At 32.2% G+C, this 16,217-nt stretch carries 17 protein-coding genes; 11 read left to right on the forward strand and 6 right to left on the reverse strand.

The window, feature by feature from the left end:
* The first annotated feature begins 128 nt into the window (after positions 1–128).
* On the forward strand, positions 129–983 hold the full coding sequence (locus tag CLCHR_RS12560; RefSeq protein WP_079440146.1) for a helix-turn-helix domain-containing protein: 855 nt from the start codon (positions 129–131) through the stop codon (positions 981–983).
* A 200-nt stretch (positions 984–1,183) separates the two neighbouring features.
* A complete protein-coding gene (locus CLCHR_RS12565; protein ID WP_079440147.1) occupies positions 1,184–2,293 on the forward strand; it encodes an aldo/keto reductase in 1,110 nt (369 codons plus the stop codon).
* Positions 2,294–2,495: 202 nt separating this feature from the next.
* Here the strand turns inward: CLCHR_RS12565 and CLCHR_RS12570 are convergent, their stop codons facing one another.
* Positions 2,496–2,993: a hypothetical protein gene (locus CLCHR_RS12570; protein WP_242966025.1), complete on the reverse strand. Its 498-nt coding sequence runs from the start codon at positions 2,991–2,993 to the stop codon at positions 2,496–2,498.
* 18 nt (positions 2,994–3,011) lie between these two features.
* Here CLCHR_RS12570 and CLCHR_RS12575 point away from each other — a divergent pair, with 18 nt between their 5' ends.
* Positions 3,012–3,203 carry a hypothetical protein gene (locus tag CLCHR_RS12575; protein WP_079440148.1) on the forward strand — a complete coding sequence of 64 codons (192 nt, stop codon included), beginning with the start codon at positions 3,012–3,014 and terminating at the stop codon, positions 3,201–3,203.
* 194 nt (positions 3,204–3,397) lie between these two features.
* Here CLCHR_RS12575 and CLCHR_RS12580 read toward each other — a convergent pair whose 3' ends face one another.
* Positions 3,398–4,288 (reverse strand): SDR family oxidoreductase, encoded by an 891-nt coding sequence (locus CLCHR_RS12580; RefSeq protein WP_079440149.1) that lies wholly within the window; start codon positions 4,286–4,288, stop codon positions 3,398–3,400.
* 247 nt (positions 4,289–4,535) lie between these two features.
* On the opposite strand from CLCHR_RS12580, the gene CLCHR_RS12585 reads away from it, so the two are divergent.
* The 3 genes from CLCHR_RS12585 (at position 4,536) to CLCHR_RS12595 (ending at position 8,813) form a co-directional block, all read left to right on the forward strand.
* Complete coding sequence (locus tag CLCHR_RS12585; protein WP_242966026.1) at positions 4,536–5,126, forward strand: TetR/AcrR family transcriptional regulator; 591 nt, start codon at positions 4,536–4,538, stop codon at positions 5,124–5,126.
* Between the two features lie 341 nt (positions 5,127–5,467).
* The gene (locus tag CLCHR_RS12590) at positions 5,468–5,914 is read left to right on the forward strand and encodes a MarR family winged helix-turn-helix transcriptional regulator (RefSeq protein ID WP_079440151.1); all 447 of its coding nucleotides are present in this window, start codon (positions 5,468–5,470) and stop codon (positions 5,912–5,914) included.
* A 337-nt stretch (positions 5,915–6,251) separates the two neighbouring features.
* Entirely contained in the window at positions 6,252–8,813 is a 2,562-nt protein-coding gene (locus tag CLCHR_RS12595; RefSeq protein WP_079440152.1) for a PEP/pyruvate-binding domain-containing protein, read from the forward strand.
* A 95-nt stretch (positions 8,814–8,908) separates the two neighbouring features.
* Here CLCHR_RS12595 and CLCHR_RS12600 read toward each other — a convergent pair whose 3' ends face one another.
* A complete protein-coding gene (locus CLCHR_RS12600) occupies positions 8,909–9,373 on the reverse strand; it encodes a MarR family winged helix-turn-helix transcriptional regulator (RefSeq protein WP_079440153.1) in 465 nt (154 codons plus the stop codon).
* A gap of 186 nt (positions 9,374–9,559) precedes the next feature.
* On the opposite strand from CLCHR_RS12600, the gene CLCHR_RS12605 reads away from it, so the two are divergent.
* On the forward strand, positions 9,560–10,435 hold the full coding sequence (locus tag CLCHR_RS12605) for an SDR family NAD(P)-dependent oxidoreductase (protein ID WP_079440154.1): 876 nt from the start codon (positions 9,560–9,562) through the stop codon (positions 10,433–10,435).
* A 119-nt stretch (positions 10,436–10,554) separates the two neighbouring features.
* Here the strand turns inward: CLCHR_RS12605 and CLCHR_RS12610 are convergent, their stop codons facing one another.
* Complete coding sequence (locus tag CLCHR_RS12610) at positions 10,555–11,334, reverse strand: EFR1 family ferrodoxin (protein ID WP_079440155.1); 780 nt, start codon at positions 11,332–11,334, stop codon at positions 10,555–10,557.
* Positions 11,335–11,467: 133 nt separating this feature from the next.
* On the opposite strand from CLCHR_RS12610, the gene CLCHR_RS12615 reads away from it, so the two are divergent.
* Positions 11,468–11,821, forward strand: a complete 354-nt coding sequence (locus CLCHR_RS12615; protein ID WP_079440156.1) for a winged helix-turn-helix transcriptional regulator — start codon at positions 11,468–11,470, stop codon at positions 11,819–11,821.
* Positions 11,822–11,921: 100 nt separating this feature from the next.
* Here CLCHR_RS12615 and CLCHR_RS12620 read toward each other — a convergent pair whose 3' ends face one another.
* Positions 11,922–12,488: a TetR/AcrR family transcriptional regulator gene (locus CLCHR_RS12620; protein WP_079440157.1), complete on the reverse strand. Its 567-nt coding sequence runs from the start codon at positions 12,486–12,488 to the stop codon at positions 11,922–11,924.
* Positions 12,489–12,748: 260 nt separating this feature from the next.
* On the opposite strand from CLCHR_RS12620, the gene CLCHR_RS12625 reads away from it, so the two are divergent.
* The 3 genes from CLCHR_RS12625 to CLCHR_RS12635 all read left to right on the forward strand — a co-directional run bounded on the left by CLCHR_RS12625 (position 12,749) and on the right by CLCHR_RS12635 (position 15,329).
* On the forward strand, positions 12,749–13,513 hold the full coding sequence (locus CLCHR_RS12625) for an EFR1 family ferrodoxin (RefSeq protein WP_079440158.1): 765 nt from the start codon (positions 12,749–12,751) through the stop codon (positions 13,511–13,513).
* Positions 13,514–13,657: 144 nt separating this feature from the next.
* Positions 13,658–14,293, forward strand: coding sequence for a LysE family translocator (locus CLCHR_RS12630; RefSeq protein WP_079440159.1), 636 nt, complete (start codon positions 13,658–13,660; stop codon positions 14,291–14,293).
* A 196-nt stretch (positions 14,294–14,489) separates the two neighbouring features.
* Positions 14,490–15,329 (forward strand): methyl-accepting chemotaxis protein, encoded by an 840-nt coding sequence (locus tag CLCHR_RS12635; RefSeq protein ID WP_079440160.1) that lies wholly within the window; start codon positions 14,490–14,492, stop codon positions 15,327–15,329.
* A 103-nt stretch (positions 15,330–15,432) separates the two neighbouring features.
* Here the strand turns inward: CLCHR_RS12635 and CLCHR_RS12640 are convergent.
* Positions 15,433–16,217: nitroreductase family protein (locus tag CLCHR_RS12640; protein ID WP_079440161.1), on the reverse strand; the 785-nt coding region annotated here is incomplete at its 5' end.

Genomic DNA, 16,217 nt, shown 5'->3' on the forward strand with positions numbered 1-16,217 from the left:
TTTAACATTATGAAATTATGATACAATGTCATAAATGAAGCTTTTAACTATACTATTTGTTAATCCACAATCAAAAAATAACAAGTTTACGTTATTTATTAGAATGTGCTTAATGGAGGAAAATATTTATGCCGCAAATGGATCGCTATAAGAATAGAAATGTATATATTGAATTTGTTGCAAATGAAGATTTTATAAATCTCCCTTATGAGGAGCGTTTAACTATAACTTTTATTACGAGCGGAAGTATTAATATACTATTGAATGACCGTCCAGTAAAAATTGTTTCGCCAAGTATTCTTTGTTCATCTATGGATGATAAAATACAAGTTATTGAAAAACACAATGTAGCTTCGCAGTCATTTTGTTTTCATCCAGACTTTTTTAATACGGCTCATTTTTCTGAAACTAAGGGTTATTTATCAACTAATCTAAAAATAGATATAGGACTCGCGCTATTTAAGAAAGATAATATTAATACTGGAGTATATGCCGCAGATGATAAAGTCTATCTCAAATTGTATGAATGGTTCTTTGTGATGGGAACAGAAGTATATGCACAGAGTGATTCACTTTGGGTGTGCAGAATAAAAAAGTACTTAATACAAATACTAGGGATGCTTGAAGAGCTGAATCTCAGCAGCGAAAAATCACCTGTTAATTTAGCTTTAGAATATATACATATAAATTATTCAGATAAAATAAGATTAGAAGATTTAACAAGATGTGCTCATTTGAATCGAGTATCACTGAATAAAAGTTTTCAGGATATATGTGGATGCACAGCAATGGCTTACTTACTAGCATATCGTTTAAAAGTTGCAGAGAGCCTTCTAACTCATACAGATATGAGCTTAAATGAAGTTGCACGTGCTACAGGTTTTGAATATGATACGTATTTTATAAAACAATTTACAGCTAAAAGGGGCATGACTCCTACAGAATTTCGGAATACTTCACGGGAGTTTGGGAAGTGCCAATAAAATTTATAATGTTGTTTTAAGTAATAATATAAATGGAAAAAATAGGATAGAGCAGAAAAAGCTTGACTTAGAGTTTGCTCTAAGGAGTAGAATTTATTTTGGAATAGGAATTGACTAAATATTTATTCACTTGATGAATAAGACATGAAAATTGTTGTCTGATTTGTTAGTTCTAAAAGGCTTAAGGAGGAAACAAAGAAATGGAAAAGAAAAAATTGGGATTTGGATTTATGCGTCTTCCATTAAAAGATCAAGAGAATCAAGAAAGTATTGATTTTGAAACATTAAATAAAATGGTAGATACTTTTTTGGAAAGAGGCTTTACTTATTTTGATACTGCTTATATGTATCATGCATTTAAGAGTGAAATTGCCTTAAGAGAGTCTTTAGTAAAACGTCATAATAGAGACAGCTTTACAATAGCATCAAAGCTTCCAACTATGTTTTTGAAAAAAGAGGGAGACCAAGAAAGAATCTTTGATGAGCAATTAGAAAAATGTGGAGTTGATTATTTTGACTACTACCTTCTTCACAACTTAAATGTGCCAAATTATAGAACAGCTCAAAAATTTGATAGTTTTGCATTTGTACAAAAAAAGAAAGAAGAAGGAAAAGTAAAAAATATGGGCTTTTCTTATCATGACAATGCAGATTTATTAGATGAAATTTTAACTGCTCATCCAGAAGTAGATTTTGTTCAATTACAAATTAATTATATTGATTGGGAAAGTGAAAGTATACAATCTAGAAAATGTTATGAAGTTGCAAGAAAACATAATAAGCAAGTTGTTGTTATGGAACCAATTAAAGGAGGAACTCTTGCAAACGTCCCAGAAGGTGCAGAAAAATTATTCAAAGAATATAATAAAGATATGTCTGTACCATCATGGGCAATAAGATTTGTAGCTAGTCATGAGGGAATAATGATGGTATTAAGCGGAATGTCAAATATGGATCAACTCCTTGATAATACAGGCTACATGCAAAATTTTGAGCCTTTAAATAAGGTCGAAGAAGAGATTATTAAAAAGGCTACAGATATAATTAACAGTAGTATTGCAGTTCCATGTACTGCATGCCAATATTGTGTAGATGGATGTCCAAAGAATATTCCAATACCAAAATATTTCTCTCTATACAATAACAAAAAACAATTTGGTAATGGAATCGTACAAGTTTACTATAATAATTTAGCTCTAGATAATGGAAAAGCTTCTGATTGTATAGGATGTAAGCAATGTGAAAAGCATTGTCCACAACATATTGAGATTACAAAATCCTTAAATGATGTGGCTGCTGCATTTGAATAAAACTTTTACTTAAATGAAATAATAAATAAAGCAGATGCTATAAGTTATAATTTAAAAAGGGCTAATGTAAAATAAGAGCCAGGCAAAAAGCAATTTTAAAGGTTGCTTTTGCTTGGCTCTTTACTTTGTGTATTAAGAATAATAATTTTATTTTTTCAATGGTAGTAAAAAATTAGATTTGAGAATTAATCTAGCTTTACGGTTAAATAAGCATTTTTTTATGAAATATCTCGTCTAAGAGTAATATTTCTGCTTTTGCGCTTACAGCATGGTTTCCAAGCAAAACATCAATTGTAAAATCATTACTTAGCATCTGGCGGTACATAGTGATAATGTCATCAGCTGATAATTCTCCCATTAACTTTGTTTGAGCTGGAATTACTGGAATTCCTGCCTTAGCTACTAAGTGGATATTTTGTTTTAATTCTGTGGCAATCTTAAGTAAAGTACTTTCGCTTTTTGCTGTCTCTACATCCATCATACCAGTATTGGTATAAAAATGTTTGATAACTATAGCGGTTGCATTATGGGAAATATGGAATGCTTTAATATTTTTTTGTATTTCATAATGCAGATCCGATGCCTCAAATATTCGAGCAAGCTCTTTCACTCTTTCTGTAATATCACCATTTATTTCACCGAAAATAGTTCCTTGATGCTTTTCAGTACCGAATTGGGCATACAGAATACCATTAAGCAAATGATAGAAAGCATTTTTTTGAAAGGGGATACTCTAAGTACCAAAGACAATCTTAATATAAAGGTAATTTCAGCTATGACATGCTCAGCCATTTATAGTGGTGCATATTCTTGGTTTAAAGATGGGAAAAATGATAAACCAGATTTACTAGTAGAAATTGTTCGTCCATATGTAATGAATGGGCTGGATATGTATCGGAGTTATGATTAGTGTTAAAGAACTAGAAAATTAATGTAAGTAATAGGGACAGTAGATAGTTTTTGTGTTTACACAAATCTATCTACTGTCCTTATATTTACCTCTTCTTTCACATTTGCATAATACGTTTCCTAGAACAGTACAATTTTCTCAAGTATTTCTTCTGTTACTCTATTTTTTGAAACAAAAGGTTCTATTATAAAATATTATGATCTATCAATATCCTCGATTAGTCCTAAATATGCAGGATGCCATCCAAGTCTTTCTTTAGTTAAAGCATTGGAGGCTGGAATATCTGCAGCAACGAGCTGTCCTAGAGGTCCAAAGTGATTAACTGCCTCGTCTGGAGATATTGATTTAACTGGTAAGTTAAGACGACGGCCTATAGCTTCTGAAATTTCGCGCATAGGCACCCCTTCATTAGCTACTGCATGAAATATTGATCCGGCTGGGGCTTGTTCAAGTGCTAGCCTATAAAGATGCGCAGCATCAAGTCTGTTGACAGCTGGCCAGCGGTTAGAACCATCGCCTACATAAGCCGAAAAACCTTTTCTGCGAGCTATTTCAATAAGCATAGTAACCAAGCCATATTTTTCACCATCACCATATACTATTGGGGCAGGACGAACTACTGAAACACGTACACCTTTAGATGTTAATGAAAGTGCCAATGCTTCAGAAGCTGCTCTAGGACCTCCGGTTAAGCTTTCACTAGCACTATCATCTTCAGTTAGGACATCACCAAGCTTGATGCCTGTAGTTCCAAGTGTAATTACTAATGGTTTATTAGTTCCTGCAAGTGCAGAGCCCATTGCTTCAATAGCATTACGGTCAGTCTCGCAGCAAGCTGCAAAATTAGTAATAAAATTATCATGATCAAAGGCTACATGAATTACGCCGTCAGCTGAAGACGCACCACTACGAAGGCTGTCAAGATCCTCTAAAGAACCGCGATGTGCCATAGCTCCGACAGCAATAAGCGACGCAGCTGATGAGTCAGATCTAGCAAGACCTACTACTTCATGTCCTGCACCAATCAGTTCTTTAACGATTTTAGATCCTATAAATCCTGTAGCACCTGTAACAAAAATACGCATATTAAATTCCACCTTTCAAGTTGATTACATTTATTAAGTATAAGTTACAAATTATATTAAGTGTAACTTATAAGCAGATTATATCATTCATCATTGGATGTTACAAGTGGTTTTATATGTAACTTGTAAATGAAAAAATTAAAAAGGATAAAATCTTAATAGATATTGAATTTTAAATCAGTTACATTCAATGTAATTTGAAACACAAAGTTAAAAATGATATAATTAAAAATAAAATAAGAAGGCGGTGATAAATTTGGATAAAATATCGTTAGATAAAGAAATGATTCTTGATGCAACAGAAGAAATAATTCGCCGTTTCGGACCAGATAAAGCGAATATAACTGATGTGGCAAAATTACTAAAAGTAAGCCACGCTGCCATTTATAGATATTTTGATGGAAAAACAGCTCTATGGAATGCTGTTACCGAGCGTTGGCTTTCACATTTGCATGCTCCGTCAAATGAAATATTAAAAGAAGATAGTCCTGCAGATGTTAAACTTAGTAATTTACTCGAAAGCTTTGTTGAAGCTAAACATCATAGTGCTATTAATGATCCAGAAATGTTTGCAAATTACATAAAACTAGCTCAGAGCTCAACCGAAGTAATACAAAAGGGCATAGAAGAAGGAATTAATTCTATTGAAGGAATCATAGAACAAGGAATTACAGAAGGTATATTTTTTACAGAATCTCCTCATCAAGAGGCAAGAGCCGTATATCTAGCAACTAGCATTTTTATTCATCCAAACACATTCGAAGATCCTGACAGAAAACAAAATATAAAATCTGTTATAAATCTTCTGATAAGAGGGCTTAAAAATTCTAACAGATAAAGGTTTTACATAAAAATGGCTGACAATAAGTTGGCTATTTTTTGTAATGATATGAATTTCAGCATAAGGTAATGAAAAAGCATATTATCTTTATAAATACTCCAGGGTTACAGAAGTTTTAAAAAGCTTTATAAAATTTTTATGAATGTTTTAAGATAATTTTATTAATAACCTGTAGAATAATCTTATAGAAAATCAATGTGCTTAAAAACGGATGAGGAAAATTCATCAGTTTCATTTTTATTGAAATAGAGTTGGCTGGGTTCTAATGATTGACAATCTAAAGTTTCGTGTTTATACTGATACGTAGAAGTCTACCTATTTAAGTGAGGATGATTGATATGAGTGAAAGAGAATGGGAATATCCCTATGATTTGTTTATAAAAAGTATGGCTCAAAAGATACGTAATATTAATGATAAGAAGTTGAAAGAGTATAATTTGTCTTCGTCTCAGGCTTCATTGCTTGAACTCCTTGAACGAGGGATAAGAAACGATGAAGAAATAACCCGTAAGGTTATGGAAAAGGTTCTTAAGCTGAAGGGGCCTTCAATAACAAATCTAATTAATGGATTAAAAAGTAAAGACTACATAATACGAAGTACTGGAGTCAACGATGCCAGAACTTTTCAAATAGAAATTACTCCAAAGGGTTATCAATTGGTACGAGAGATGGAAGAGGTATTTGAAGAGACAGAGCAGCAGATGCTAAAGGGTATGACCGAAGAGGAGAAAAAGACTTTTTTGGACTTACTAATTAGAGCTTATAAAAACTTGGGCGGGGACTAAGTATTAAATAAAAAAGCATATTGTGCTTTTTTATTTAATACATTAGGTAGAAGCCTACATAAATAGCTAAAGTCTTTGCTTCTAAAAACAGAAAAAATTTTTATTGGTATAGCATAAGTGTTAGTTTTTGTAGAGCGCTAGTTAGATAGGTAGAGCTCTACATATCCGTAATTAAATAGGTAGATATCTACCTAAACTTTAGAAATATGTTTTTAAAGAAATTATTAATAAATGTGTGAAGCAATTATTTCAGATATCTGTCAAAGTCAACTTGCAGTAAATAATGTAACAACCGCTGGTTTTACAGCTTTAATATAGAATTAAGGAGAACGTAATTATGACAAACTATATAAAAAAATTAAATGAGTTAAATAAAGATTCATTGCTTGAGGCAGGAGGCAAAGGGGCTAATCTAGGTGAACTTATTAATGCAAATCTTCCTGTGCCACCAGGGTTTGTAGTCACAACTAAGGCCTATGGTGATCATCTTGAAGCATCAGGTTTAAAGGAAAAGATAGTAAGGAAATTAAAAAATCTGACTATAGATGATATAAAGAGAATAGAAGATGCAAGTGAATGTATTTCAGTTTGGATTGAGGAAGCATCTATGCCTGATACGATTCAGAAAGAGATAGGAAGTGCTTATGACATCTTATGCAAGGAAGTTCACAGTGATGGAAAATTGTCAGTTGCAGTACGTTCCAGTGCTACAGCAGAGGATTTACCTACGGCTTCCTTTGCGGGACAGCATGAAACCTATTTAGGGGTATACGGAAAAGAAGCTGTATTTGAATATGTAAAAAAATGCTGGGCAAGCCTTTGGTCATCTCAGGCTATAACCTACAGAATGAGCATGGATTTTGATCATCTTAAGGTTGATCTAGCGGTAGTTGTTCAGGCAATGATTCCATCAGAGGCTGCAGGAGTAATGTTTACGGCAAACCCAGTAAGCGGAAATAAGGATGAAATATTAATAAGTGCAGGGTATGGCCTTGGAGAAGCTGTTGTAAGTGGATTAATAACTCCGGATTCTTTCATTCTTACTAAAGAAGGAAAGGTGAAAGAAAAGACCCATGGTTCTAAAGAGATTCGCATAAGACTTACAGAAGAGGGGACGGTTACAGAAGAGGTGCCTAAGTCAGAACGCGAGATTTATTGCCTTGGGGATAAAGAACTGATGCAGCTTAAAACTTTAGCGCAGCTTGTTGAGAAGCACTATGGCAGCTATCAGGATACAGAATGGGCACTTTCAAAGGGAAAAATTTATCTTTTACAAGCAAGGCCTATTACTACGTTAATCAGTGATACTGAGGCGTGCACTTACGAGAGTTTTGATATACTTGAACCTAATGATAAGATAATTTATCAAGGAAAAAAAGCTCCGCTAGCCTTTCAAAGTATAGTAGAACACACTTCATATCCTCATACGCCTTTGGATTTTGCCAGTTTCAGTCATTTCTACAGTGGTATGAATGCTTCCTTTGCAGAGTTAGGGCTCAAGCTTCCAAAGGAGAGAAACAAACCAGTTGAAAGGGAAAGCGGTTGTGTGGCTTTAAATTATAGTGGACCAACAATTTCTGCTGCTACTTTATGGAAAGCATCAACAAACTTGATTAAAAATTTATTCATTAAATCAAAATACTCTGCCGAAGATTTTACAAAGGAAGTCGATGCTTGGATTAAAAAAACTGAACTAGAAGTAATCAGAATAAAGGACGCAGGAAAGCTTGTAAAACTTATTGAACATGCCTTTAATGATTATGAAAGCTTTGTTTATAAAAGATTTTCTATTGTAGAAATGGCTGGGGTACTTACTGAATATAAATTTACAAAACTCATTAAGAAAGCTGTCGGTAAAGAAAGAGCTCAAGAGTTTAAGGAAACCCTTCAAAAAGCTCTGCCATTTAAAACAGCTCTGCAGAATAAAGCTTTGCTTAAGATAGCTCATGCAGTAGCAACAAAGGGAAGATATAGTAAGGCTTATAAGGAAGAATTGAAGAACTTTTTAGAGGAGTTTGGAGACAGGCCATCCATTGGTATGGGACGTATGTTATCACCAGATACATGGAAGGAAAAACCTGAAATGCTTGATGATATTATTGATGCATTGCTTTGCAATGTCGCAGACACTGATCCTGAAGAAGGATTTAAAAAGCAGGAAGAAGAATATTTGGCAGCAAGAGAGACCATAAAAAAAGAACTTACACAAACAGATTCGAAAAAGTTTCTAGAAATCCTAGATAAAATTAGAAATATAACTATCGTAAGAGAAGAAAGTGTTTTTTACTTGGAGAAGGTGGCAGGTTGTTTACATAGAACGGCTTTAAAGCTTGGAACTCTTCTTGAAAAAGAAGGGTATATAGAGAAAGCACAGGACGTATTTTTTATTTTTCTTGAGGAATTAAGTAAAGCAGCTTTAGGAAAAATAAAACTGAGAGAAAAGATTGAAAGGAGAAAAAGAATTTTTAAAAAAGTATATGCTGCTCATAATAACGGTATCCATTGGTTCATCTCAACAGGTTCCTTTCCTGTATTTGAAATAAAGCAAAAAAAGGAGCAGGATAAGAAGGACTCTTCTAATTCTATCAAGGGAAGTGCTGCAAGTAAGGGGATATACGAAGGCACTGTTTGTATAGTAAAGAGTACTGCAGAATTCAAAAAGCTAAGAAAAGGTGATGTACTTGTTTCAACTTATACATCTCCAATATGGACACCACTTTTTAAAGTGGCAGGAGCAGCGGTTACTGAAATAGGAAGTGCAAGTTCCCATGCAGCTATAGTGGCAAGAGAATATGGAATCCCTGCTGTTGTAGCTATTGAAAATGCTACAAGCTTACTTAAAGATGGGCAAAGGATAAGGGTAGATGGTACAAAAGGAATTATAACTTTGCTGGATTAGTAATCAACAAGAAGTGTAAATAAAAAGCATTAATTGAAATAACAGTTTTATTTCGATTAATGCTTTATTTTTTTAGATTAATATAAGAGAAAATTTTATTTGTTATTGTAGTCATTAAAATCCATCAGAAGTTCAATAAAGTTTTCAAGTTTGGAATCATTCCATTGTGAAATTCGTTCATAAAATGCGGATTCTTTTTCTTCTAAAGCGGTCATTGCTCTCTGCTGTCCAAGTTCAGTTAAGGAAAGAAGTACGCCCCGTCGGTCACTTGGAGATTGTTCACTTTTTACATAACCCAGATTTTTTAGCTGATTTACAAGACGACTAACAGAACTACGATCCATGGCTGTTGATTCAGATAGAGTAGTTGCACTTGTTGCGCCAAATGAGAATAGCCAACGTACGATGAGAAAAGCTGCAGGTTGTAATGAAGAATCAAAACGTGCTGCGGCTCTTACATTAAGTGCATGTGAGGCGCTTAAAATCATATTTAGCTGTTCACCTAATTTCAGTTCTAATTGAATTCTGTTAGCATTTTTGTTTTGAGTGTTGTTATTCATAGTTTACCTCGATAAATTAATTTAATAGAAAAAGTATTTGACATATATCAAGTAAAAATATATACTTGATATATATCAAGTATAATTAATTGGCAAAATCATGTCAAGGAATCAAAATGTTAAATTATATTGCGCAAATAGTTAATAAGGTTCTACTGCATTATACTTCATTAAAGGAGGATGGCTATGAATAAATTAACAACAATTGTGATTACTGGTGCTACAAGTGGACTTGGACAATTAGCTGCAATGGAATTAGTAAAGAGAGATGTGAATCTTGTATTAACAGCTAGAAACAAAGAAAGAGCTGAATCAACTAAAAAAATGTTAGTAAGTATTAATCCTAAAGCTAAGGTTGACTTTTTCTTTGGTGATTTATCATTACTAAAAGATGTAAAAAGGGTTGGGGAGGAAATTAAAGCTGTTTACCCTAGAATTGATATATTAATAAATAATGCTGGGCTTCATGCATTCGAGCAGAGATTAACTTCTGAGGGGGTTGCAGAAATGATAGCAGTTAATTATTTAGCACCTTGGTTATTAACTAATATATTGCTGAAATCATTAATTGAGTCAGAGAATGCACGTATTGTAAATGTTGCGTCTGAAGCATCTCGTAACCATGGTGAGCTTAAGTTACCGGAAGATTTAACTGATACATCTAATTTTACATCCAGAGGATCCTCTGTTATTTATGGAAAAACTAAATTATTAAACATTATGTTTACTGCAGAACTATCACGCAGACTTTCAGGAACGGGAGTTATGGTTAATGCTCTCAATCCAGGTTTTAATGTTACTGGTCTCGGGCGAGAACTTTGGTTTGCTCCTGTGGTTGAACGTATATTGAAGTTTTTGCATATAGGAGATCCACGCAAAGGAGCAGATATTATAACTCGTTTAGCTATAGATCCCAGATATGATGGGGTTACGGGTGGCTATTTTAATGTCGTAACGGGAGATCGCTTAAGTCCTATATATCCAGGTGATGATAAGGCTATGCAAAATAAGCTATGGAGTGATACTGAAATATTATTGCAACAAAGAGGTTTTATAGAATAAATATGTTAATTAAATAAGAATTTTTATGGAAAATGATAATGTTAGATAAGCTTCAAGCTAAAGTAGATCTTGAAGCTTTTTTATATGTTAAAATATCTCATTAAAATTCATAGGTTAATTTAATCATTTTGAATGAGTTCATTTACTTCTATGTCTGGGTGGTGGTAACGACCTCTTTTAACAGTGGATTTCTTATATTGAATAGATTTTTGAGGGCACCATTGCATGCAAGCAAGGCAAGATTCACATTGTTGCGCCCACTTCGGTTTGCCTGCTTGTATAACTATATTATTTGCAGGACAAACCTTTGAACATATACCGCATCCAATACATTTTTCATCAGTCCAGAAGTTTTTGCCCATAGCTTTTGGTTTAAAAGTAGCAGCGTATAGTAAATTATAAACAGAACTCATAATAGGATTAGCCTTATTTTTAATATGTTGGTTATCTTTTATAGCAGAAGCTATTGTATAGATTTGCTCTTTTTCGTCTTTGAAAAGTTTATTTTGCTCTTCTTCAGAGGCAGTTTCAAATAGCAGCTGATCACAGCCTGGCATAAAAACAGTGAAAGAGGCAGCGAGCTTAATCCCTTTTTTATTTAGTATTTTCTCAATTTGATTATGAGACGAACCCACCATTCCACCACAAGTTGCTATATCGAAAACATAGGTGTCTTTACTCATCTTCAAGTTTTCTATAAAGTTTTTTACCATCACGGGTATTCCAAAATTATATACAGGAAATACAAAACCTATTTTATCAGATTGAGTATCATTGATAACACTCATATTTTTCTTAGAAATTTGTACAATTTTAGAATCTTTTAATTGTTCACTTAAATCCTTAGCTACCATTAAACTATTTCCTGCACCGGAAAAATAATAAATTGTTGTATTCATACACATTTCACTCCTTGATTTTTCTTGGTACGTTTATTATACTTAGAACAAAAATACTACACAAGTACGCAGATTATACTGTGTAAGTATGATTAACCGTACTGAGTTTTATAATTTGAGGAGAATTAATCAAATGCAAGATATAACATTTAAAGAATATCAAGAACAAATAAGAAAAGTAAAAATTGATAAAAATTGTGGAGCATATAAAACCTTAGAGATTTTTCAAGGAAAATGGAACATAAGAATACTCTTTGAGCTTATAAAATACGATTGTATTCGTTTTGGTGATTTAAAAAAACAAGTAGGAGAAATAACTAATACAATGCTAACATCAACACTTAGAGACTTAGAAAGCAAGGGTTTAGTTAATAGGATTCAATTTAATGAAATTCCACCACACGTTGAGTACTCACTTTCTGAGGCAGGAAAAGATTTATATCCCATCTTCATTGAAATGATGCGATGGAGTAATAATCATCAGTAATTACAGTAAATACTGATGATTAATATTAAAGGTGTTTTTGTGTATGTTGGCGATTGAATTAACCTCAAACATTTATTTATATAATAAATGTTTGAAGTTTCTATTTATACTGCGATGATTCGAAAATCTGAACACGTTCAAATAACAACAACATTTGATTCACCATTTCTTCCGCTGAATAAGGCATTGAATTTGTAATCCACCATTCCATTAAACCAACAGACGCCGAAGCAACAAAGTGTACAAGTACTTCTTTGTTCATAGTACTGTTATTCCCAGTCATATCAATTGTATCATCGATGCTTTTTAGTGCTACAGACATTAGACGATCTCTAAAAGTCGGAATACTTTTGTTGTTTAACATATTAGAATAGAAAAAAGCGTTCTGCTCTAAATACTCAAATGTGCGGAGTAAAGAATGTTTTGAAGAAAAATTATCAATGTCTTCGCCTAAATGGCAGCTTAATACCAATTCGTTTAGATGAGTTTCTATACAATAATTTAATAAATCATATTTGTCTGAGAAATGAAAATAAACAGTTCCCCGGTTTACATTTGCAAGGTCTGCAATTTCGTTAATAGTAATTTTCTCAAAATCTTTTTCTGTCATCAGCTTAATTAAAGCATCCGTAATAGCTTTTTTAGATTTTTCAATACGTCTATCCATAAAAAATCTCCTTAATAATTTTAGTTTATTGAACATTAATATGTGATTTGTTGAATAACCAACAAATATGGTTATATTAACGATTGAATTAAATTAGTAATGTTGATAGACTCAGTATATCCAACAAATGTTCAAAAAACAACAAATATTGAATTTGATTATAAATTGCATACGACCTTATATTAAAACAATCTATTAGAATTAAAATCTATAGCGGTTATTTAACTGACTTTAAACTTATTATACGAGGAGAAATGAGAATGAAAATATTTTATTTTACGGCTACAGGGAACAGCTTATATGTTGCAAAAAGAATTGGGGGAGAGCTATATTCAATTCCTCAGATGATAAAGGAAGGTAAATACGAGTTTGAAGATGAAGCAATAGGATTTGTATTCCCATGCCATGGTTCAGGAATGGCTAGACTAGTTGTTAACTTTATAAAAAAATCGCAATTTAAAGCCAAATATTTTTTTGCAATTATGACTTATGGTGGTTTATCATTTTCATCGCTGCGTCATATAGAAAGGGTTGGTAGTGAAGTCGGAATTAAGTTTAATTATACAAATGAAATACTTATGGTAGATAATTTTCTTCCGAATTTTAAGATGGAAGATGAAATAAGAAAAAAGGACTCAGAAAAAATTGAAGAGAAACTTAACAATATAATAAATGATATTGAAAACAGGGAGAATATGCTCATAACAAAAGGGATTCTATCAAACATTTTATCTAAATATGGTCGTCGTTTAGCTGATAAACTCAGTGATAATTACGATAAAAAATTTATTGTTCAAGATAATTGTACAGGTTGCAGAGCATGTGAAAAAGTTTGTCCTGCTCAAAATATTAAAGTTAATGGAAAACCTGAGTTTGCTCATAAATGTGAAACATGTTTTGCTTGTATTCATAATTGTCCTCAAAATGCAATACATTTAAAATCTGAGAAAAGCAAAGCTAGATTTATAAATAAAAACGTAAAATTAAAAGAAATCATTGATTCTAACAATCAAAGCAATGAATAGTCCAATCTAAATAATCAAATAGAGTTTAGTTACGAAATAAATGCTGTTATTTTTGAAATATTGGTCGAGGGGAAACAAGTAATATGAAAAATGTGGTATAATTGGATAATAATAAATTTGGTATTCGGAGGAAGGAGATAAATTATGTTCGGTATTGAAAATTATAGTCTTTTTATAATCTCATCAATTATATTGAGTGTGACCCCAGGTTCTGATACTTTATATGTATTAGGTAACAGCATATCTAGTGGTAGGAAAATTGGAGTGATGTCAGCATTTGGAATATCTACAGGTAGTATATTTCATACAGTGATGGCTGCACTTGGGTTATCTGCCATATTAGCTAAGTCAGCTATTGCTTTCAATATTGTTAAGTATTTAGGGGCAGTATATCTAGTATTTCTAGGTGTCCGTTCATTAATGTCAAAAACATCTTTACTTGCAAATGAAAATAAGAATGAGAAGAAAAGTACTAGGCAAATTTTTCTTCAAGGAGCTATGATTGATGTTCTTAATCCAAAGGTAGCCTTATTTTTCCTTGCATTTCTGCCTCAATTTATTGATCCGAATACTTCATATGGAATAATTCCGTTTCTAGTACTTGGATTTACTTATATTATAGTAGCAACTATATGGTGCATAATGCTAGCAATATTTTCATCATCTGTATCAAGAAAATTAAATGATATAAAAGGAATGCATGGTTTTGTAAATAAATTTACAGGAACTATATTTATTGGATTAGGTGTAAATCTATTAACAGCAAAATTAAAAAATTGACATTAATAAATTACTGGCATGGAATTTTCGCCAGTAATTTTTTTATTTATATTCAATAGAGTGGGAAAAATAAAATTATAAGCGAAAAGTTAAATAAAGAATATTCTTTTTTAGATATGATAATTCGATTTTAAAAAATATGTTATAATACTATGAAATAGTAAATAATTATAAAGTTATGGAGTTGAATAGAAAAATGAACACAAGTGATGAAGAATTTTTTGAGGCATTAAAGATAGGATTTAGCGTTTTGCCAACGGTATTCACATCAGATGTAGCTATGTCAATTACAGACAAGGAAAAATTTGTACTTTTTAAACAGGCAGAAACCTTTGAATTAAATATTAAAGAGGGGATGCCAATAGTAAAAGATGGAGTTTCAGATAATGCTATAAAAACTAAACGTAAGCATTCGTTAAATTATCCTAAAGAAGCTTTTGGCTTTCCAATTATTGCTTACGGAGTTCCTGTAGTTAATCCAAACACAAATAATGTAGTTGGAACAATTACATATGCAGTTTCTTTGCAAAAAGAAAATGATTTAAATGAAATGATAGATGAATTACAAGCATTTTCAGAAGAATTAGCAGCATCTTCTCAGGAATTGTCAGCATCTACTCAAGAATTAGCTACAAATAATCAAAATGTTAATAGTTTAATAAATGAAACTCAACTTAGTCTTGCAAGTATGGATGGTATAATATCATATATAAAAAGTATAGCTGATACTACAAATTTATTGGGGCTAAATGCAGCAATAGAAGCAGCTAGAGCTGGTGAGCATGGAAAGGGATTTAATGTCGTAGCAGGTGAGATAAGAAAACTTGCTGCTAATAGTAAAGAGTCAACAGGGCAAATTAGTGAAACATTAGCTACGATTAAAAATAATATTAATGCTATTGTTAATGTTTTAAATAGTTTTTCTGTTATAGGAGAAACACAAGCTGCACAAGCAGAGCAAATTGCATCTGGGAATCAAAGATTAAGTGAAGTATCAAGCAATCTTTTAAAATTATCCGAGAGTATAAATAAGTAGTAGTTATAGCGCATACGATTAAAAAATCGCAATTCATAATGAATTGCGATCTTTTACTGTGCAATTTAAAAAGTGTATGCATAGCTAAAATTATATAAAAAATTTATTCTATAAAATTAACTTCCAATGGATTTTTATTAACTAATCTCTTATAGCTATACTTAGGATATCCAACCATAACTGCTCCTACAACTTTTTTATCTTCAGGAATGTTGAATAATTTAAGCAGCGGAGAGTTTTCAACAGTTATGCAATGTTCAAAAATTCCAGCCCAACATGATCCAAGACCTAGAGAAGGGGCGTATAATTCAAGATAAGTTAAACAAGAAATAGCATTATCACGTCCATATTGGAAATTTTTATCTGATGTCGCAATGACTAAGTTTGGAGCTCCACGAAAAATTGAATCATCTCCATTTTCTCTATAGGCTTTAACAGCTTTTTCTATTAAATGTCTAAATGGAGAATTTTCTATTAGTTGAATACAGACTTCTATAGCTTGTTCGAGTAAATTTCTATTTTCAACAACTATAAATGATATACCTTGACTATTACGTCCAGTAGGAGCTTGTCTTGCAATATCAATTAACTTTGTTAATTTTTCTCTTGTCACTGGTTCAGATTTGTAATTTCTTATGGAGCGACGTGATCTTAAAAAGTATTCTGCCTGCTGCTCATTTAACTTAGTGAAATTTTTTAATTCAATTTGATCCTTTAAAGGTGATTTTATATTATCCATAGCAGCATTAGGACACACTGCAACACAATGTCCACAAGCAATACAAGTTGTATTTTCTATTTCTTCTGGCACATCTTTCCCCATCCTTAAAACATTTGATGGACATTCTTTAATACATAATTCGCATTTAATACATTTTTCTTCGTTTA

This window comes from Clostridium chromiireducens, assembly GCF_002029255.1.
GTDB classification, from domain to species: Bacteria; Bacillota; Clostridia; order Clostridiales; family Clostridiaceae; genus Clostridium; species Clostridium chromiireducens.